Annotated in this window: 15 protein-coding genes; 12 read left to right on the forward strand and 3 right to left on the reverse strand. The window is 74.1% G+C overall.

The window, feature by feature from the left end:
• Window positions 1-89: 89 nt before the first annotated feature.
• The 5 genes from ACTVZO_RS27195 (at window position 90) to nudC (ending at window position 10,170) form a co-directional block, all read left to right on the forward strand.
• Window positions 90-449, forward strand: a complete 360-nt coding sequence (locus ACTVZO_RS27195) for an MGMT family protein (protein ID WP_384229149.1) — start codon at window positions 90-92, stop codon at window positions 447-449.
• Between the two features lie 237 nt (window positions 450-686).
• Window positions 687-4,013 carry an ATP-dependent helicase gene (locus tag ACTVZO_RS27200; protein ID WP_443303277.1) on the forward strand — a complete coding sequence of 1,109 codons (3,327 nt, stop codon included), beginning with the start codon at window positions 687-689 and terminating at the stop codon, window positions 4,011-4,013.
• A gap of 98 nt (window positions 4,014-4,111) precedes the next feature.
• Window positions 4,112-7,753: a UvrD-helicase domain-containing protein gene (locus ACTVZO_RS27205; RefSeq protein WP_443300860.1), complete on the forward strand. Its 3,642-nt coding sequence runs from the start codon at window positions 4,112-4,114 to the stop codon at window positions 7,751-7,753.
• A gap of 10 nt (window positions 7,754-7,763) precedes the next feature.
• The gene (locus tag ACTVZO_RS27210) at window positions 7,764-9,170 is read left to right on the forward strand and encodes a dipeptidase (RefSeq protein ID WP_443300861.1); all 1,407 of its coding nucleotides are present in this window, start codon (window positions 7,764-7,766) and stop codon (window positions 9,168-9,170) included.
• A 49-nt stretch (window positions 9,171-9,219) separates the two neighbouring features.
• Entirely contained in the window at window positions 9,220-10,170 is a 951-nt protein-coding gene (nudC, locus tag ACTVZO_RS27215; RefSeq protein ID WP_443303278.1) for an NAD(+) diphosphatase, read from the forward strand.
• A gap of 81 nt (window positions 10,171-10,251) precedes the next feature.
• Here nudC and ACTVZO_RS27220 read toward each other — a convergent pair whose 3' ends face one another.
• Window positions 10,252-10,512 (reverse strand): mycoredoxin, encoded by a 261-nt coding sequence (locus tag ACTVZO_RS27220; RefSeq protein WP_443300862.1) that lies wholly within the window; start codon window positions 10,510-10,512, stop codon window positions 10,252-10,254.
• A 156-nt stretch (window positions 10,513-10,668) separates the two neighbouring features.
• On the opposite strand from ACTVZO_RS27220, the gene ACTVZO_RS27225 reads away from it, so the two are divergent.
• From ACTVZO_RS27225 to ACTVZO_RS27245, 5 genes are all read left to right on the forward strand, one after another.
• Complete coding sequence (locus tag ACTVZO_RS27225) at window positions 10,669-12,837, forward strand: ATP-dependent DNA helicase UvrD2 (RefSeq protein ID WP_443300863.1); 2,169 nt, start codon at window positions 10,669-10,671, stop codon at window positions 12,835-12,837.
• A gap of 179 nt (window positions 12,838-13,016) precedes the next feature.
• Window positions 13,017-13,343 (forward strand): hypothetical protein, encoded by a 327-nt coding sequence (locus ACTVZO_RS27230; protein WP_443303279.1) that lies wholly within the window; start codon window positions 13,017-13,019, stop codon window positions 13,341-13,343.
• A gap of 195 nt (window positions 13,344-13,538) precedes the next feature.
• Window positions 13,539-13,910 (forward strand): WhiB family transcriptional regulator, encoded by a 372-nt coding sequence (locus ACTVZO_RS27235; protein WP_384229134.1) that lies wholly within the window; start codon window positions 13,539-13,541, stop codon window positions 13,908-13,910.
• A complete protein-coding gene (locus tag ACTVZO_RS27240) occupies window positions 13,907-14,236 on the forward strand; it encodes a hypothetical protein (protein WP_443300864.1) in 330 nt (109 codons plus the stop codon). Before ACTVZO_RS27235 ends, ACTVZO_RS27240 begins: the two co-directional genes overlap by 4 nt.
• 137 nt (window positions 14,237-14,373) lie before the next feature.
• A complete protein-coding gene (locus ACTVZO_RS27245; RefSeq protein ID WP_443300865.1) occupies window positions 14,374-14,580 on the forward strand; it encodes a hypothetical protein in 207 nt (68 codons plus the stop codon).
• A gap of 18 nt (window positions 14,581-14,598) precedes the next feature.
• Here ACTVZO_RS27245 and ACTVZO_RS27250 read toward each other — a convergent pair whose 3' ends face one another.
• A complete protein-coding gene (locus ACTVZO_RS27250; protein WP_443300866.1) occupies window positions 14,599-15,927 on the reverse strand; it encodes an ABC1 kinase family protein in 1,329 nt (442 codons plus the stop codon).
• Window positions 15,928-16,000: 73 nt separating this feature from the next.
• A complete protein-coding gene (locus ACTVZO_RS27255) occupies window positions 16,001-17,146 on the reverse strand; it encodes a TOMM precursor leader peptide-binding protein (protein ID WP_443300867.1) in 1,146 nt (381 codons plus the stop codon).
• 240 nt (window positions 17,147-17,386) lie between these two features.
• Here ACTVZO_RS27255 and ACTVZO_RS27260 point away from each other — a divergent pair, with 240 nt between their 5' ends.
• Window positions 17,387-17,926: a M48 metallopeptidase family protein gene (locus ACTVZO_RS27260; protein WP_384229122.1), complete on the forward strand. Its 540-nt coding sequence runs from the start codon at window positions 17,387-17,389 to the stop codon at window positions 17,924-17,926.
• 129 nt (window positions 17,927-18,055) lie between these two features.
• Complete coding sequence (locus ACTVZO_RS27265) at window positions 18,056-19,696, forward strand: TerD family protein (RefSeq protein ID WP_443300868.1); 1,641 nt, start codon at window positions 18,056-18,058, stop codon at window positions 19,694-19,696.
• Window positions 19,697-19,702 lie beyond the last annotated feature (6 nt).

Below are 19,702 nucleotides of genomic sequence, written 5' to 3' on the forward strand. Positions count from 1 at the left end.
TGGCACGGACCGACCTGCGCGCGGGGCATCAGGGTGCGCGCCGGTACGGAACCTTGCCTTCCGCCGCCCGGGGGCCGCCGTGCTGCACCATGGGCCGAATGAGCGAGGAGCTGCCCGCGTACGCGGAGCACGTGCTGGAGGTGGCCGAGCGTATTCCGCCCGGCCGGGTGATGACGTACGGAGACGTCGCCGAGTGGCTCGGCGAGGGCGGACCGCGCCAAGTCGGCCGCGTCATGGCCCTGTACGGAGGGGCCGTGCCCTGGTGGCGGGTGGTGCGCGCGGACGGCGTACCGCTGCCCGGCAGCGAGCGCCGGGCCCTGGAGCACTACCGGGCGGAGGCCACCCCGCTGCGCCTGACGGCCGGCGGCGAGCCGCGCCTCGACATGCGCCGGGCACGCTGGGACGGCGGCGAAGAGCGCGACGGGGACCGCGACGAGGCTCACACCTGACAGCTTCGGCCATGCGCGGCCCGGGCGGGCGGTCGAGCGCCCGTGCGAAGGCCCGTCCGGGGGACGGAGACGGACTGCGCGGGATCGGCCGGTTGCCGTAGCGTTGCCTCTTCCGCTCCGGCCGCCGCCGTCGCGGTGCCACCCGAAGACCCACCAGGACCGGCAGCTCACGTGATCACCTCTCCTTCCGACCGCACCGAGCGGCGGCGTACGCGGACCCCTGACGCGTACCGCCTCGTGCGCACCGGACCGGAACGGGTGGGTCCCCCTGTCCTGGACGCAGCACAGCGCGCGGTGGTTGATCACACCGGCGGACCGCTTCTGCTCCTGGCCGGACCGGGCACCGGGAAGACGACCACCCTGGTCGAGGCCGTCGCCGCCCGGGTGGAGGCGGGCACGGACCCCGCCCGGATCCTGATCCTCACCTTCAGCCGCAAGGCGGCCGTGGAACTGCGCGACCGGACCGCCCTGCGGCTCGGCGGCGCGCGGGCTCCGCAGGCGACCACCTTCCACTCCTTCTGCTACGGGCTCGTCCGCGCCCACCAGGACACCGACCTCTTCGCCGATCCGCTGCGGCTGCTGTCCGGCCCGGAGCAGGACGTGATGGTCCGCACCCTCCTGGAGGGCCAGCGCCGGATCCGCTCCATCCGCTGGCCGGACGACCTACGGGCCGCGCTGACCACGCGCGGCTTCGCGGACGAGGTCCGCGCCGTCCTGGCCCGCGCCCGCGAACTGGGCCTCGGCCCCTCGGCGCTCGACTCCTTCGCGACCCGGACCGGCCGCCCGGACTGGAAGGCGGCCGCGGCCTTCCTCTCCGAATACCTGGACGTCCTGGACATGCAGGGAACGCTGGACTACGCGGAGCTCCTGCACCGGGCGGTGCTCCTGGCGGAGCGCACCCCGGCCCTCGCGTCCGCCTACGACGTGATCTTCGTGGACGAGTACCAGGACACGGACGCCTCCCAACTGCGGCTGCTGCGGGCCCTGAACGGCCCCGGCGGCACGCTGGTCGCCTTCGGCGACCCGGACCAGTCGATCTACGCCTTCCGCGGCGCCGACATCAACAACGTGCTGGACTTCGAGTCGGCCTTCCCGGGCGCGGCGGTCAAGGCCCTCACGGTGGGCCGCCGCTCGGGCGCGGCCCTCCTGGCGGCGACCCGGCTCCTCACGACCCGCATGCCGCTGCCCCGGCTGCCCGCGGCCGCGGTCCGCGCGCACCGCGGCCTCCAGGCCACGCGGGAGGGCGGCAGGGTGGAGGTGCACACCTACCCGACGGCCGGGGCCGAGCTGGACAACATCGCCGACATCCTGCGCAGGGCCCACCTGGAGGACGGCGTGCCCTGGCAGGACATGGCCGTACTGGTCCGCGCGGGCGGCCGGACCCTTCCGGCGATGCGGCGCGCCCTGATCACGGCGGGCGTCCCGGTGGAAACGGACGGCACGGACACCCCCCTCCGCCACGAACCGGCGGTGGCCCCCCTCCTGACGGCCCTCCGCACAGCCGCGGAGTCGGCCACCGCCTCGGCCGACGCCGCCGAGTCCGGCCTCCCCGCGGCCGACGCCGCCGAGTCCGGCCTCCCCGCGGCCGACGCCGCCGAGCCCGACTCCGCAACCCCCGACACCGCAGATCCCGACTCCACAGCCCCCGACGCCGCCGAGCCCCAGCCCGCCGCGGGCGAGGCCGATGGGTCCGGGATCGGGGTGGAGGCCGCGATCGGTCTGCTCGGATCGCCGCTCGGCGGGATGGACGCCGCCGACCTGCGCCGCCTCGGCCGGGCCCTGCGCGAGGAGGAGCGCGCCGCGGGCGTCAAGGTGCCCGCGCCCAGCGACGTCCTGCTCGCCCGCGCCCTCGCCGAGCCCGAACGGCTCACCGCCCACGACCCCGCCTACGCCCGCGGAGCGCAGCGCCTCGGCCTCCTCCTGCGCAAGGCCCGCGAGCTCCTCCAGGGCGGCGGCACCGCCGAAGAGGCCCTGTGGACCCTCTGGGACGGCACCCCCTGGCCCCAGCGGCTCGAGCGCTCCGCCCGCCGCGGCGGCGCGGCCGGCCGCAACGCCGACCGCGACCTCGACGCCGTCTGCGCCCTCTTCGACACCGCCGCCCGCGCCGAGGACCGCACCGGCGGCCGCGGCGCCCTCAACTTCCTCGAACAACTGGAGGCGGAGGACATCGCCGCCGACACGTTGACGACCCGCGCCACCCGCCCCGACGCGGTCCGGCTGATGACCGCCCACCGCTCCAAGGGCCTGGAGTGGTCCCTGGTCGTCGTGGCCGGCGTACAGGAGGGCCTGTGGCCCGACCTCCGCCGCCGCGGCTCCCTCCTCGAGGCCGACCGCATCGGCCGCGACGGCCTCGCCGAACCCCTCACCCCCGGCGCGCTCCTCGCCGAGGAGCGCCGGCTGTTCTACGTCGCCGCCACCCGCGCCCGCGACCGCCTCGTCGTCACCGCCGTCAAGGCCCCCGCCGAGGACGGCGACCAGCCCTCCCGCTTCCTCACCGAACTCGGCGTCACCCCGAAGGACGTCACCGGCCGCCCCCGCCGCCCCCTCGCCGTTCCCGCCCTCGTCGCCGAGCTGCGCGCCACCACCGTCGACCCCGAGGCCTCGCCCGCCCTGCGCGACGCGGCCGCCCGCCGCCTCGCCCGCCTCGCCGCGCTCACCGACGACGAGGACCGCCCGCTGGTCCCCGCCGCGCATCCGCAGCGCTGGTGGGGGCTGTACGAGCCCACCCGCAGCAGCGTCCCGCTGCGCGACCGGGACCGGCCCGTCGCCCTCTCCGGCAGCGCCCTGGACCAGCTCGCCAACACCTGCTCGCTCCAGTGGTTCCTCGGCCGCGAGGTCAAGGCCGACGCCCCCTCCACCGCCGCCCAGGGGTTCGGCAACGTCGTCCACGTCCTCGCCGACGAGGTCGCCTCCGGCCGCACCCCCGCCGACCTGGCCGTCCTCATGGAACGCCTCGACTCCGTCTGGGACGCCCTCGCCTTCGACGCGCCCTGGAAGTCGGCCCAGGAGAAGGAGAACGCCCGCGCCGCCCTCAAGCGGTTCCTGCGCTGGCACGTCACCGACCGCGGCGGCCGGGCCGCGGTGGCCACGGAGCACGAGTTCGACGTCACCCTCGAAGCAGGCGACCACACGGTCCGGATCCGCGGCTCCATGGACCGCGTCGAATCGGACCCGCAGGGGCGCGCGTACGTCGTCGACTTCAAGACCGGCAAGTCCGCGCCCACCAGGGACGAGGTCGCCCGCCACCCCCAGCTCGCCGTCTACCAGCTCGCCGTGCGCGAAGGCGCCGTCGACGAGGCCTTCGACGGCGTGCGCCCCGCACCCGGCGGCGCCGAACTCGTCCAGCTGCGCCAGGGCGCGCCCAAGAAGGACGGCGGCGACGAGGTGCCCAAGGTGCAGGGCCAGCAGCCGCTCGACGGCGAGTGGGTCGGCGACCTCCTCGCCACCGCCGCCGGCCGGGTGCTGGACGAGCGCTTCGCGCCCGCCGCGGGCAAGCACTGCGACCACTGCTCCTTCCGCAGCTCGTGCAGCGCCCGCCCGGAAGGCCGCCAGACCGTGGAGTGAGCCGCTGCCCCCGCCCCTCCCCCTGTTCCCGACCCTCCCGCTCCCGGTGAGCGGGGCGGCCGGACGGGAGTGTCGGTGGGGGCGGCTAGCCTTTTGAGGTGTCCGCGCGTCCGTCCGTCCTCACCGACCCCGAGCAGCTCAAAGAGCTCCTCGGCATCCCCTTCACGCCCGAACAGCTGGCCTGCGTCACCGCACCGCCCGCCCCCCAGGTGATCGTCGCGGGCGCGGGATCCGGCAAGACCACCGTCATGGCCGCCCGCGTGGTCTGGCTGGTCGGCACCGGCGCGGTCGCGCCCGAGCAGGTCCTCGGCCTGACCTTCACCAACAAGGCCGCCGGCGAGCTGTCCGAGCGCGTGCGCACGGCCCTCGCCCGGGCCGGCATCACCGACCCGGACCCTTCCCCCGACGCGGCCGGCGGCGAGCCCCGCATCTCCACGTACCACGCCTTCGCCGGGCAGCTCCTGAAGGACCACGGCCTGCGCATCGGCCTGGAGCCCAGCTCCCGCCTCCTCGCCGACGCGACCCGCTTCCAGCTCGCCGCCAAGGTGCTGCGCGAGGCCCCCGGCCCCTACCCCTCGCTCACCAAGTCCCTCCCCGACCTGGTCGGCGACCTGCTCGCGCTCGACGCGGAGCTCTCCGAGCACCTGGTCGAGCCGGCGCGCCTGCGCACGTACGACACGGAGCTGCTGGGCACGCTCGCCGACACCAACCTCACCAACGACGACCTGCGCAAGGTCCCCGAGGCCGTGCGCGGCCGCCTCGAGCTGCTGGAGCTCGTCGCCCGCTACCGCTCCGCCAAACGCTCCCGCGACCTCTTCGACTTCAGCGACCAGATAGCCCTCTCCGCGCAGCTCGCCACCACCCGGCCCGAGGTCGGGGCGCTGCTGCGCGAGGAGTTCCGGGTGGTCCTGCTCGACGAGTACCAGGACACGTCCGTCGCGCAGCGGCTGCTGCTGTCCGGGCTGTTCGGAGGAGGCACCGGGCACGCGGTGACGGCCGTCGGCGACCCCTGCCAGGCCATCTACGGCTGGCGCGGCGCCTCCGTGGCCAACCTCGACGACTTCCCGGAGCACTTCCCGCAGGCCGACGGGGCCCCCGCCGCCCGGCTCTCGCTCAGCGAGAACCGGCGCAGCGGCGGCCGCCTGCTCGACCTGGCCAACGGGCTCGCCGGACCGCTGCGCGCCATGCACGAGGGGGTGGAGGCGCTGCGCCCCGCGCCCGGCGCCGAGCGCGCGGGTTCCGTACGGTGCGCCCTGCTGGAGACCCACGCCGAGGAACTGGAGTGGCTCGGGGACTCCGTCGCGCACCTGGTCCGCACCGGGACCGAGCCCGGGGAGATCGCCGTGCTGTGCCGGTCCGCCGGGGACTTCGCGCGGATCCAGGCCGTCCTGGTGGCCCGGGACGTGCCGGTGGAGGTCGTCGGACTGTCCGGGCTCCTGCACCTGCCGGAGGTGGCGGACCTCGTCGCCGTCTGCGAGGTCCTCCAGGACCCGGGCGCCAACGCCTCCCTGGTCCGGCTGCTCATCGGCCCGCGCTGGCGGATCGGCGCCCGCGACCTGGCCCTGCTCGGCCGCCGGGCGCGGCTGCTCGTGGGCCGTTCGCCGTCCGGCCCGGACGCGGGGGACGGGCCGGACGCGGACGAACGGCTCGCTGCGGCCGTCGAGGGCGTGGACCCGGCGGAGATCGTGTCGCTGGCCGACGCGCTGGAGACGTTCCTGGACGGGGCGGGCCGGTCCGATGACGGGCTGCCCTTCTCCGCCGAGGCCCGGGTGCGCTTCGCGCACCTCGCGCAGGAGCTGCGCGACCTGCGGCGGTCCCTCGCCGACCCCCTGATGGACGTCCTGCACCGGGTGCTGTCGGCGACGGGCCTGGAGGTGGAGCTCTCGGCCTCTCCGCACGCGCTGGCGGCCCGCCGCCGGGAGACCCTGTCGAACTTCATGGACGTGGCCGCGGGCTTCGCCGCCCTCGACGGCGAGGCGACCCTGCTGGCCTTCCTCGCCTTCCTGCGGACGGCGGCCCAGTACGAGAAGGGCCTGGACCACGCCCTGCCGGGCGGGGAGAACACGGTGAAGGTGCTCACCGCGCACAAGTCCAAGGGCCTGGAGTGGGACGTGGTCGTCGTCCCCGACCTGTCCGCCGGGGCCTTCCCGAAGGAGCGGGCGCCGGAGGCCTGGACCTCGTACGCGAAGGTGCTGCCGTACGCGCTGCGCGGTGACGCGCCCACCCTGCCGACCGACCCGGCCTGGACCTCGGCCGGGCTGAAGTCCTTCAAGACGGCCCTGAAGGACCACAAGTCCGTGGAGGAACTCCGCCTCGGCTACGTGACCTTCACCCGCCCCCGCTCCCTCCTGCTTGCCTCGGGCCACTGGTGGGGCCCGAGCCAGAAGAAGCGCCGCGGCCCGTCCGCCTTCCTGACCGCGCTGTACGAGCACTGCGCCGCCGGCGCGGGCGAGATCGAGGCCTGGGCGGAGGAGCCGGCCCCGGACGCGGAGAATCCGGCCCTGTCCGCCGAAGCCGCCCAGGACCACTCCTGGCCGCTGCCCCTGGACCCGGGCTCCCTGGCCCTGCGCCGCTCGGCGGCGGCCCTGGTGCAGTCCTACCTGGCGGCCCCGCCCGCCCCCGTGCAGGACTCCGGCGCCGCCGCGGAGGACCCCTACCTCTGGCCCCCGGACTGCGAGGAACCGCCGCCCTACGAGGACGAACCCTGGCCGGACGACGCCCCGTGGCCGCCCCCGGAGGACCCGGAGCCGTACGCCGAAGACCCCGCGGAACCCGACGCGCACGCCCCGCTCGCCCCTGCGGAGCCCGACGCGCACGCCCCGCTCGCCCCCGCGGAGCCCGACGCCCACGTCCCGCTCGCCCTTGCGGAGCCCGGCTCGGGCGGCCCGCTCGCGCCTGCCGAGGCCCGCGCGGGTGGCCCGTTCGATCCCGCCGAGCTCCACCCCGCCGAGGCCCGCCCCCGCGAACCGTTCGATCCCGCCGAGGCCCGCTCCGCGGACTCCGCGGACTCCGCGGTGCCGCTCGTGCCCGAGGAGGCGCGGGCCGTCGCCTCCTGGGACCGGGACCTCGACGCCCTGGAGGGCGAGCTCCGCCGCGCCCGCGCGGCCGTGCGCGACGTCGAGCTCCCCGCAGCCCTGTCCGCCAGCCAGCTGCTCCGGCTCGCGGCCGACGAGGAGGGCTTCGCCCGCGACCTCGCCCGCCCCATGCCCAAGCCCCCGCAGCCCGCCGCCCGCCAGGGCACCCGCTTCCACGCCTGGGTCGAGTCCCGATTCGACGAGCTCCCGCTCCCGCTCCTCGACGTGCTCGACCCCGTCACCGAGCTGCCCGGCTCCGACCAGGAGGTCGCCGACGAGGCCGACCTCGACTCCCTCAAGGCCGCCTTCGAGCGGAGCGAGTACGCGGACCGGCCGCCCCACCGCATGGAGGCCCCGGTCCAGCTCACCCTCGCCGGACGCGTCATCCGCGGCCGGATCGACGCCGTCTACCGCACGGACACCGGCTACGAGATCGTCGACTGGAAGACCGGCCGCACCACCGAGGCCGACCCCCTCCAGCTCGCCGTCTACCGCCTGGCCTGGGCGGAAGCCACCGGCACCCCGCTCGACCAGGTCACCGCGGCCTTCCTGCACGTCCGCAGCGGCCGCGTGATCCGCCCCCGGAACCTCCCCGACCGGGCCCGTCTTGAGCGGATCCTCCAAGGCAAATCGGACACCGACGGTGACCATCAGGCGGACGGCTAGGCTCGGGGTCATGAGCGACACCCCGCCGGACAGCGTCGTCCGCACGTACATCGAGACCCACCGCGCCGCCTTCCTCGACGACCTCGCCGAGTGGCTGCGCATCCCCTCCGTCTCGGCGCAGCCCGAGCACGCGGGCGACGTCCGCCGCAGCGCCGAATGGCTCGCGGCGAAGCTCAAGGAGACCGGCTTCCCGGTCACCGAGGTCTGGGAGACCCCCGGCGCCCCGGCCGTGTTCGCGCACTGGCCGAGCGAGGACCCGGACGCCCCCACCGTCCTCGTGTACGGGCACCACGACGTGCAGCCCGCCGCCCTCGCCGACGGCTGGCACACCGACCCCTTCGAGCCGGTGGTGCGAGGCGGCCGCATGTACGCGCGCGGCGCCGCGGACGACAAGGGGCAGGTCTTCTTCCACACCCTGGGCGTACGGGCGCACCTCGCGGCCACCGGCGCCGCCGCCCCCGCCGTGCACCTCAAGCTGATCGTCGAGGGCGAGGAGGAGTCCGGCTCGATCCACTTCCGCGACCTCGTCGAGGCCCGCGCCGCCGAGCTCGCCGCCGACGTCGTGATCGTCTCCGACACCGGCATGTGGTCCGAGACCACCCCCACCGTCTGCACCGGCATGCGCGGCGTCGCCGACTGCGAGATCGACTTCCACGGGCCGGACCAGGACATCCACTCCGGAGCCTTCGGCGGGGCCGTGCCCAACCCGGCCACCGCCGCCGCCCGCCTCGTCGCGGCCCTGCACGACGACGAGGGCCGCGTCACCGTCCCCGGCTTCTACGACAACATCGCCGAGCTCACCGACACCGAGCGGGCGCTCATCGCCGAGCTGCCCTTCGACGAGTCCGAGTGGCTCCGTACGGCCAAGTCCCACGCGGCCGCCGGTGAGGCCGGGTACTCCACCCTGGAGCGCGTCTGGGCCCGCCCGACGGCCGAGGTCAACGGCATCGGCGGCGGATACCAGGGCCCCGGCGGCAAGACGATCGTGCCCGCCTCCGCCCACCTGAAGCTCTCCTTCCGCCTGGTGTCGGGGCAGGACCCGTACGAGGTCGAGGCCGCCGTCAGGGACTGGGTCGCGGCACGCGTCCCGGCCGGGATCCGGCACTCCATCACCTTCGGCGCGCCGACCCGCCCCTGCCTGACCCCGCTGGACCACCCGGCGCTGCGGTCGGTCGTACGGGCCATGGGCCGTGCCTTCGGCCAGAAGATCCGCTTCACCCGCGAGGGCGGCTCGGGACCCGCGGCCGACCTCCAGGACGTCCTGGGCGCGCCCGTCCTGTTCCTCGGCATCTCGGTGCCGTCCGACGGCTGGCACTCGCCGAACGAGAAGGTCGAGCTGGACCTCCTCCTCAAGGGCGTCGAGACGGCCGCCTACCTCTGGGGCGATCTGGCCGCGTCCCACCGCACACCCGCCTGACGCCCACCTGCCTGTCCCACCACCGGGGGAGTTGGAAGTACCCGTGAGCATCCATACCGAGCGCCCGATCCCGACCGAGCGCCCGATCTCGCTGACCGCGCCCAGCGGAATCGACCGTGCCGCGCACCACCGCCTCGACGAGGCCTGGCTGGCCGCCGCCTGGAGCCACCCGACGACCCGCGTCTTCGTCGTCTCCGGCGGCCAGGTCCTGATCGACGACACCCCCGACGGGGGCACGGGCATCGTCATGACCCCGGCCTTCGAGGCTCCGGTCACCGAGACGCACCGCTACTTCCTGGGGACCGACGAGGACGGCGTACGGTACTTCGCGCTGCAGAAGGACGCGCTGCCGGGCCGCATGGACCAGTCGGCCCGCGCCGCCGGCCTGCGCGAGGCGGGACTGCTGCTGCCGCCGCGCGACGCGGGGCTGATGGTGCACGCGGTCGCGCTGGAGAACTGGCAGCGGATGCACCGGTTCTGCTCCCGCTGCGGCGAGCGCACCGTGGTCGCCGCCGCCGGGCACATCCGCCGCTGCCCGGGCTGCGGCGCGGAGCACTACCCGCGCACCGACCCGGCCGTGATCATGCTGGTCACGGACGAGCAGGACCGCGCGCTGCTGGGCCGCCAGGTGCACTGGCCGGAGGGCCGCTTCTCGACCCTGGCCGGGTTCGTGGAGCCGGGCGAGTCGATCGAGCAGTCCGTCGTCCGCGAGGTGTGGGAGGAGGCGGGCGTCCGAGTCGGCGAGGTCGAGTACGTGGCCAGCCAGCCCTGGCCGTTCCCGTACAGCCTGATGCTGGGCTTCACGGCCCGCGCGACCAGCTCCGAGATCACGGTGGACGGCGAGGAGATCGAGGAGGCCCGCTGGTTCTCCCGCGAGGACCTGCGCACGGCGATCGAATCGGGCGAGGTCGTCCCCCCGGCCGGAGGCATCTCCATCGCCGCCCGCCTGGTGGAGCTCTGGTACGGCAAGCCGCTCCCCAAGCCCGCCCCCACCACCTGACGCGGGCCCGCACCCGCACCCGCACCCCGCACAGCAGAAGGCCCCCGCCGTGGCGGGGGCCGCTCTGTGTACGGAGGAGGATCAGACGGCGAGGGCCTGCTTGACCTGGGCCAGGCTCGGGTTCGTCATGACGGACTCGTTGCCCTTGGGGGACTTCACGAGGACGGTGGGAACCGTCTGGTTGCCGCCGTTGGCCTTCTCCACGAACGCCGCGGACTCCGGGTCGAGCTCGATGTTGATCTCGTTGTACGCGATGCCTTCCCGGTCCAGCTGGGTCTTCAGCCGGCGGCAGTAGCCGCACCAGGTGGTGCTGTACATCGTGACGGTGCCCGTGTCCTGCATGCTGCGCTCTCCTTCGTGGGGGCTCGGTGGTCCGAGTAGTCGAACGTACGGGGCGGCCCGGCCATTCCCGTGGGCCCCTTCCGTCAAGTACGACGGATACCGGCGGCCTGTGGACAAGTTTCACGGCCGCCCCTCGAGACCTGGCAGCATGGCGGGGTGACACCAGCAACGCACTCCCCATCCTTCGCCGCTTCCGTCGACCCGGCCGACGCGGTGCTCCTGGGCCTGGACCCGGAGCAGCGCGAGGTCGCGACGACCCTGCGCGGGCCGGTGTGCGTGCTGGCCGGCGCCGGTACCGGCAAGACCCGCGCCATCACCCACCGCATCGCCTACGGGGTCCGGTCCGGGCAGCTCATGCCGGCCAGTGTGCTGGCCGTCACCTTCACCAACCGGGCCGCGGGGGAGATGCGCGGCCGCCTGCGCGCCCTCGGCGCGGGCGGGGTCCAGGCCCGGACCTTCCACTCGGCCGCCCTGCGCCAGCTCCAGTACTTCTGGCCCAAGGCGATCGGCGGAGAGGTGCCCCGGCTGCTGGAGCGCAAGATCCAGTTCGTGGCCGAGGCCGGCGCGCGCTGCCGCATCCGCCTCGACCGCGGCGAGCTGCGCGACGTCACCGCCGAGATCGAGTGGGCCAAGGTCACCCAGACCGTGCCCGCCGACTATCCGGCGGCCGCGATCAAGGCGGGCCGTGAGGCTCCGCGCGACCTGGCCGAGATCGCCCAGATCTACGGGACGTACGAGCAGCTCAAGCGCGACCGCGGCATGATCGACTTCGAGGACGTGCTGCTGCTGACCGTCGGCATCCTCCAGGACCGCCACGACATCGCCGAGCAGATCCGCGCCCAGTACCAGTACTTCGTCGTCGACGAGTACCAGGACGTCAGCCCCCTCCAGCAACGGCTGCTGGACCTGTGGCTCGGCGAGCGCGACAGCCTCTGCGTCGTCGGCGACGCCAGCCAGACGATCTACTCCTTCACCGGCGCCACCCCCGACCACCTGCTGAACTTCCGCACCCGCTACCCGCAGGCCACCGTGGTCAAGCTGGTCCGGGACTACCGCTCCACCCCCCAGGTGGTCCACCTCGCCAACGGCCTCCTGCACCAGGCCAAGGGCCGCGCCGCCGAGCACCGCCTCGAGCTGGTCTCCCAGCGCGAGACCGGCCCCGACCCGGTCTACGCGGAGTACCCGGACGAGCCGGCCGAGGCCGAGGGCGTCGCCCACCGGATCCGGGACCTGATCGCGGCGGGCGTCCCGGCCGGCGAGATCGCCGTGCTCTACCGGATCAACGCCCAGTCAGAGGTCTACGAGCAGGCCCTCGCCGACGCCGGGGTGCCGTACCAGCTGCGCGGAGCCGAGCGGTTCTTCGAGCGGCCGGAGGTCCAGAAGGCGATCCTCGCGCTGCGCGGGGCCGCCCGGTCCGGCGGGAACGACCCGCTGCTCGACGACGTCGTCGAGCTCGGCTCCCAGGTCCGCGCCGTGCTCAGCTCCACCGGCTGGACCGCCGAGCCGCCGGCCGGCTCCGGGGCCGTGCGCGACCAGTGGGAGTCGCTGGCCGCGCTGGTCCGGCTCGCCGAGGACTTCGCCCGCGGCCGGCCCGGCGCCAACCTGGCGGACCTCACGATCGAGCTGGAGGAGCGCAAGGCCGCCCAGCACGCCCCGACCGTCCAGGGCGTCACCCTGGCCTCGCTGCACGCGGCGAAGGGCCTGGAGTGGGACGCCGTGTTCCTCGTCGGCCTCACCGACGGCATGATGCCGATCACCTACGCCAAGACCGACGAGCAGGTCGAGGAGGAGCGCCGGCTGCTCTACGTCGGCGTCACCCGGGCCCGGCTGCACCTGGGCCTCTCCTGGGGGCTCTCCCGCGCTCCGGGCGGCCGGGCCTCCCGACGCCCCAGCCGCTTCCTGAACGGCCTGCGGCCGGGCTCCGTGGCCCCGGGGAGCGGGCCGGGCGCCGCGGCCGAGCCTGCGGTGGCCCGCAAGCGGGGCCGCCGGGGGCCGGCGCTGTGCCGGGTCTGCGGCAAGACGCTGACCGAGGCCGGCGAGCTGAAGCTGATGCGCTGCGAGGACTGTCCGTCCGACATGGACGAAGGGCTCTACGAGCGGCTGCGCGAGTGGCGTGCGGTCCAGTCGGAGGAGCAGGGCCTGCCCGCCTACTGCGTCTTCACGGACAAGACGCTGATGGCGATCGCGGAGGCCGCGCCCTCCGAGGACGGCGAGCTGTCGATGATCTCCGGCGTGGGTGGACGGAAGCTCAAGCGGTACGGAGCCGACGTGCTGGCCATCTGTGCAGGTCAGGAGCCTGGGGCCGGGGAGTCTGACGACGCGTAGAAACTCGTCGGAAAAATAGTTTGCACATGCCCAGCCAATCCCCATAGGTTCTTAGCAACGGAAACGGTGGCTTCTCCGGAGCCCTGGATCCGTGCTGTACTTATCCGAATACACATGGGACAGGCCCCCGGGCCCCGTCCCCGAGACGCCGAGAGGAGGCGAGACCAGTGACCAGCTTCATGACCTTCACCAAAATGACCGATCGCTCGGTCGACGCTTCCTGCCTGCTCGGTTCCGTCTCCGTCCTGGGTACCGGTCTGTCCGCGATTCCCGCGGCCGGCCCCACCCTGCTGGCGACCCTTCCGGTCAGCGAGCGCAATGAGCGACCGACCCAGGCACCGGTGGCAGTACTGGCAGCAGAAGCTCAGGCGCACGGCGCCTATGGCTCCGCCGCCGCAGCCGGTGCCGCCAGTGCCGGATTCAAGCGCCAGACGAAGCAGACGAAGCAGCAGCACCACCTGATGTGGGCCTTCCGCGGGCTCGAACCCTGGAGTGATCCAGCCTGATCGCATGATCTGGCCGGCGCCTTCAGGGCCGCGGAACCCCACCCGGGATCCGCGGCCCTTCTGTTTGTCCCCGAACGGGGACGACACAGCGAAGGCGCCCCGGGACTGGCAGAGCCAGTCGGTGTGAGGACAGCCCAGCCGAACCCGGCCGACCGGCCGGAACGACTAGCCGAACAAGACGAGGAAGAAACCACCGTGCAACTCGAAGCGCACGCCCCGTCCGTACCGCAGACCCAAACGATCTCCCCGCCCGCAGTCCCGGAGGACCACACCTTGACCCCGCTCACCGCGCTCACCGCGCTCGACGACGCCATCGAGAACCTCGGCGTACCCGTCCCCTGCCGCACCTTCGACCCCGAGGTCTTCTTCGCCGAGTCCCCGGCGGACGTCGAGTACGCGAAGTCCCTCTGCCGCACCTGCCCTCTGGTCGAGGCCTGCCTCGCCGGAGCGGTCGAGCGCCGCGAGCCCTGGGGTGTCTGGGGTGGCGAGCTCTTCGTCCAGGGTGTCGTCGTCGCCCGGAAGCGTCCGCGTGGCCGCCCGCGCAAGAACCCGGTTGTCGCGGCATGACCGCCATCGGCACCATCGACCGCCCCCTGACGCACGACCCCCTGAAGCAGGCCCTCATGACCGCCTACACCACGAGCGAGCAGCCCCACGGCGCCGCCCACGCAGACTTCATCACCACCGGCGCGATCACCTCGCGTCAGAACAGGACCCGCGAAATGCAACTCATCCCAGAAGCCCTGGCCCGTGCCCATATGGACGACCGCATGCGTGAGGCCGACGCCGAGCGTCACGCCCTGCGCCTGGTCGCCGCCCGCCGCATGCAGCGGCGAGCCGAGCGCGTCTCGCTGCGCGCCCGCCGCGCGCTGGCCATGGCCGTCATGCAGTAAGAGCACACGGCAGGACCGCACATGCCGACAGGCATGAGCTCACAGCAGGGAAACAGACCGGGGGACCGGCCCGAAGGGGCCGGTCCCCCGGTGCGTTGCGAGGGGCTGTCCACCCCGTCCGGCGATATCGTCTGGAGGTGGACCAGCCGACTCCCCACCCCGCCCAGCCGGGTCCCGAGACCCAGCCCGTCGTCTGCGCGCGCTGCGGCGCCCGGTCTCCCGACGGCGCCCCGATCACCTGGACCTGCTCGGTGGAGAACGGGACCAGACAGTACTTCTGCGTCGACTGCGCTCGGGCCCATCTCCGGTCGATCGAGGGCAGGCTCGACTCCTCCTGGTGGTGACGGCGACCGCGCCCCCCGTCACTCCCCGGGAGCGAACCCCGGCAGCCAGGTGTCCAGTTCGTCACGCAGCCGCACCGTCGCGCCCAGCTGGCACAGCACCCCGATGGTGCTCAGCGTCACCCGGTGGATCAGCAGGTACGAGGGCGGCAGGTTGATCTGGCGGCCCAACTGGTGTGCGGGGGAGCGGGGATCGGCGATCCGCGCCGCCTGACCGCGCAGCCACGGGCGGGTGAAGGTGAACTCCTCGGCCTCGGCGGGCTCGATGATCGGCTTCAGGTAGTCCAGCACCGCGTCGGGGTCCAGTTCCACGGACTCCTTCACGAAACCCTCGCCGCACAGGTGCCCGTAGACGCCCTCCGCATCACCGTCCAGCGTCATCCGCAGCGACCTGCCGATCGGCTTGGGCCAGCCGCCGGGCAGCCGGTCCACCGTGCCGAAGTCCAGGACGCCCAGCCGCATCCGGCCGTCCGTGCCCGATATGAGCCGGAAGTTGCCCGGGTGCGGGTCCGCGTGCAGCAGCCCGGTGCGCGCGGGCCCGGAGAAGAGGAACCGGGCCAGCAGCTGCCCGGCGCGGTCGCGCTCCTCCTGCGTGCCGTCGGCTATCACCTCCGACAGCGGCGTCCCCTCCAGCCACTCGGTCACCAGCACCTGGTCGCCCTGGTGCACGACGTCCGGCACGACCACATCGGCGTCGTCGACGAACGCGTCCGCGTGCGTCCGCTGGGCCTCCGCCTCCAGCTCGTAGTCGAGCTCCTCCGCGACCCGGTCGCGCAGCTCCTTGATCAGCGGCTTGATCTCCATGCCGGGGATCAGCGGGCCCAGCAGGCCCGCGAACCGGCCCAGCTGCTTCAGGTCCGACAGGAGCGCCTCGCCCGCACCCGGATACTGCACCTTGACCGCCACCTGCCGGCCGTCGTGCCACACCGCCCGGTGCACCTGCCCGATCGAGGCCGCCGCGGCCGGCTTGTCCTCGAACTCCTCGAACAGGTCCCGCCAGTCCGCGCCCAGCCGGTCCGCGAGCACCTGGTGCACGGTGGCCGCGGGCAGCGGCGGGGCCGCCTCCTGGAGCTTGGTCAGCGCGGCCCGGTAGGGCCCCGCGACCTCCTCGGGCAGGGCCGACTCGAAGACCGACAGGGCCTGCCCGAACTTCATGGCACCGCCCTTCAGCTCCCCGAGCGTGCGGAACAGCTGCTCGGCGGTGCGCTGCTGGAGCTCGCGCGCCACGATCTCCGCCGACTTGCCGCCGATCCGCTTGCCCAGGCCCCACGTGGCCCGACCCGCTATGCCGAGCGGCAGCGCGGCCAGCTTGACGGTACGGGTGACCGCCTTCCGGGGAAGATCAGACATACGCCCCTCCATGTCCCAGACAGCTGCGCCGCAAGCGGCGGTTCGGGAATACCCCTCCAACCCACGCATCCTGTCATGGCCCTCCCGGCGGGTCCGCTCCCGATCCACCCCCGGCCCCCTGCGGCGCGGGCGCCGGTCTGCCGGTGCCCGCGCCGCAGGGACAGCCGGGATGGGGCAGGAGGGAACGGTGTTCCCAGTGCAGCCCCGGCAGGGCGGCCTCCCAGCGGGACGCGGTGGAGGCGGGCAGCTCGCCGTCGAGGAAGGACAGGGCGTGGGCCGCGGCCAGCCCGGCCACCGCCGTGGACAGTCCCAGATCGCAGGCGGCGCCGGGCCGCCGGCGGTGGGCCGAACGCCACTGCACCAGCATCCTCGGCCAGGCGGGATCCCGGTCCACGCGGTCGCGCTCCATGCACCCGGCGCACGCGGTCGCCCCGGGCAGCACCAGCGGCCCCACCAGCCCGGTGCCCTCCAGCACCCCCGCGTACAGGTGCGGGATCCCCGCCGCGACCCAGGCGGCCGCGGTGTCCGGATCAGGAGCCCAGGCGTGAAGCCCGTCCCGCGGCGCGACCACCACCAGGGCGAGCCCCGGCTCCGGGCCCCCGCCCTCCCCGGACCGCGGGGTGCGCGCCGGAGCCGACTCGCGCACCAGCCCGCCCGCCGCCTCGGCCCGCAGCCGGCCCACGCTCCCGGGACCGAGCCCGCCCGGGGCCACGTCCCCCGGCTCGACCCGGCCGCCGTCGAGCACCTCGACCCCGCCCACGCCGGCTCCCGCCAGCACCGAGGCGATCAAGGCACCCACCCGGCCGCTCCCGCGCACCTGGACCCGTATCGCCCGGCGTGCGGCGATGCCCCGCAAGTCCCCGCCCGGTTCGCGGTGGACCAGGGAGAGGGAACCCCGGTCGGGTCCCAGCCGCTCCAGGGCCTCCGGCCGCCCGCGCACGGCCTGGGCGCGCGGGCCGCCCGCCGTGGCGTCGTCGATCAGCCCGGCCCCCGCCAGCCGCCGGACCAGCTCGTCCGCCTGCCCCTCCGGCAGCCCCATCCCCGCGGCCTCGGCCCGCAGCAGCTCCATCCGCCGCGTCCCGTCGATCCGGTCGATGAACGCGCCCGTCGCCGTGTCGACCGGGCCGAGGACCACCGCGTGGGCCGGGGTCACCCCGAACTGCACCGTCTGCAGATCCCGCCACGCCCGCGCCAGCGCGGGCTTCACCTTCGGATACATGACCGTCCCCCTCGATCTCGATGTCACGTGCGGTGGCTTCGGTGCTGCCGCCGCCCCCTTGCGCCTTCCTCCGCCACAGTGCCCGTCCCCCGCATTCCGTGCAGAAATTTGTCCACAGGCAAGGCTTATTAGGCATATGAGATGAAGGAATAGTGCGTTCGGGATACCGGCCGCGCATCGATCGCGTTCGAAGCCCGGACGCGCGGGACTTCCGCGACGGGTTCCGGGTACCGTCGTGGCGTGTCCGCCGACCCACCGCAGCGCGCCGTCGAAGTCCGCCGGAGCGCGCGCCGCCGCAGGACCGTATCCGCCTACCGCGAGGGTGACCGTACGGTCGTCCTGATCCCTGCCCGGATGTCCGAGGCCGAGGAGCAGCGCTGGGTGGGCGTCATGCTCGACAAGCTGGCCGCGCAGGAGAGCAAGCGCACCCTCGGGGACGCGGAGCTGACCGAGCGCGCCGAGCGCCTGTCCGAGCAGTTCTTCGAGGGCCGGGCGCGCCCCCGCTCCGTCCGCTGGGTCACCAACCAGAACACCCGCTGGGGCTCCTGCACCCCGGCCGAGGGCAGCATCCGGCTCTCGCACCGCCTCCAGGGAATGCCCGAGTACGTCGTCGACTACGTGCTCCTGCACGAGCTGGCGCACCTGCTCGTACCCGGCCACGGACCGCGCTTCTGGGCGCTGCTGGAGGCCTACCCCCGGACCGAGCGGGCCCGCGGGTACCTGGAGGGGATCGTCGCCGCCGAGCGCCTGCCGAAGGTTCCCGCCGCCCGGGACGAATAGCCCGGCGCCACCCGGACCGTCACGCACGGTGATATGTACCGGGTCGGTACCGACTTGGCCGGATGTCGGCCGTTGCCGTTAGCCTGAGCGGCACGCATTCACAGTCGGGATGGGGGACGGTCGTTACGTATGGCAAGGGAATTCCAACGGGGCCACAAGGCCAAGATCAGTGATCTGACGGCGGGTACCGATTTGTACATCGGTGTCCAGATCGCCGGGCCCGGACTCACCTTCGACATCAGCTGCTTCGGCCTCGACGCGAACGAACAGCTGTCGGACGACCGCTACTTCGTCTTCTTCAACCAGCCGAAGTCGCCCGAGGAGTCCATCCAGCAGCTCGGCGCGCAGGCCGGTGACACGGAATCCTTCCGGGTGACCCTGGACCGCGTGCCGGCGTCCATCCACAAGCTGTCCTTCACCGCCACCATCGACGGCGCCGGCCAGATGTCCCAGGTCGGCCCGGGATACATCCGGATCGTGGCCGGCGGCGAAGAGGTCGTCCGGTACGCGTTCAACGGTTCGGAGTTCACCACCGAGCGGGCCGTGATGCTCGGCGACTTCTACCTCAAGGACGTGTGGCGCTTCGCCGCCGTCGGCCAGGGCTTCGACGGCGGACTCGACGCACTGCTCAGGAACTTCGGCGGCGAGGTCGCCGAGGAGCAGCCGCAGCAGCAGGCACCGGCCGCCCAGACAGGCGCCGCGCCCGGGTTCGCCCCGCCGCCGCAGGCGGCCGCCCCGGCCCCGGCCCCGTCGTTCGGCGCCCCGGCACCGCAGGTTCCGGCCCCGCAGCCCCCGGCCCCCGCGCCCTCCTTCGGCGCACCCGTGCCCGCCGCAGCTCCCGCTCCGGCTCCCGCGCCCGCACCGCAGCCGCAGGCGTACCCGCAGCACAGCGCGCCCACCATGGCCGCGCCCTTCGCCCCGCAGGCCCCCGCGCCCTACGGGCAACCGCCCCAGCAGCCCTCCTACGGCCAGGTCCCGCCGCCCGCCGCGGCCCCCGCGCCGTACGGCCAGCAGCCGGGCTACGGCCAGGTCCCGGGCCAGCCGCCCGGCTACGGACAGGTCCCCGGCCAGCAGCCGGGCTACGCCCCGCAGGCCCCGGCCGCCGCCGGAGCCGGTCTCGCCGCAGCCCTCCAGCCGTACAAGGAAGCCCCCACGGGCGCCCGCTGGACCCCGCAGAACCAGCAGCTCATGCGCGTCGACCTGTCGATGGGCGGCCAGGCCGTCCTCGCCCGCCAGGGCAGCATGGTCCTCTACCAGGGCAAGGTCGACTTCAGCTACAAGGGAGCCGGCTTCGCGGGCCGCATCGTCGGCAACGCCACCGGCCAGGAGATGCAGCTCATGCGCTGCACCGGCCGCGGCCAGGTCTTCCTCGCCGAGAACGGCGCCCACCTGCACGCGATCGAGCTCCAGGGCGACGGGATCTGCGTCTCCGCCGAAGCCGTCCTCGCCTTCGACGAGTCGCTCCAGCACGAGGTCCGCCGCATCGAGGGCCACGGCATCCCCGGCGGCGCCCTGTTCACCATGCAGTTCCAGGGCACCGGCACGGTGATCGTCAAGACGCACGGCGTCCCCGTCGTCCTGCCCGTCACCCCGACCACCTTCGCGGACAGCAACGCCATCGTGGCCTGGTCCGCCGCCTCGCAGGTGATCATCTCCAGTCAGGTCCGGCTCCGGCGCAACGCCTACCCCGGCCACAGCGGGGAGACCGTGAACCTCCAGTTCCGCGGCGCTCCCGGCAACTTCATCGTCGTCCAGCCGTACGAGGTCTGAGGGAGC

The sequence above is a fragment of the Streptomyces sp. IBSNAI002 genome, assembly GCF_052244475.1.
In the GTDB taxonomy this organism is placed as follows: domain Bacteria; phylum Actinomycetota; class Actinomycetes; order Streptomycetales; family Streptomycetaceae; genus Streptomyces.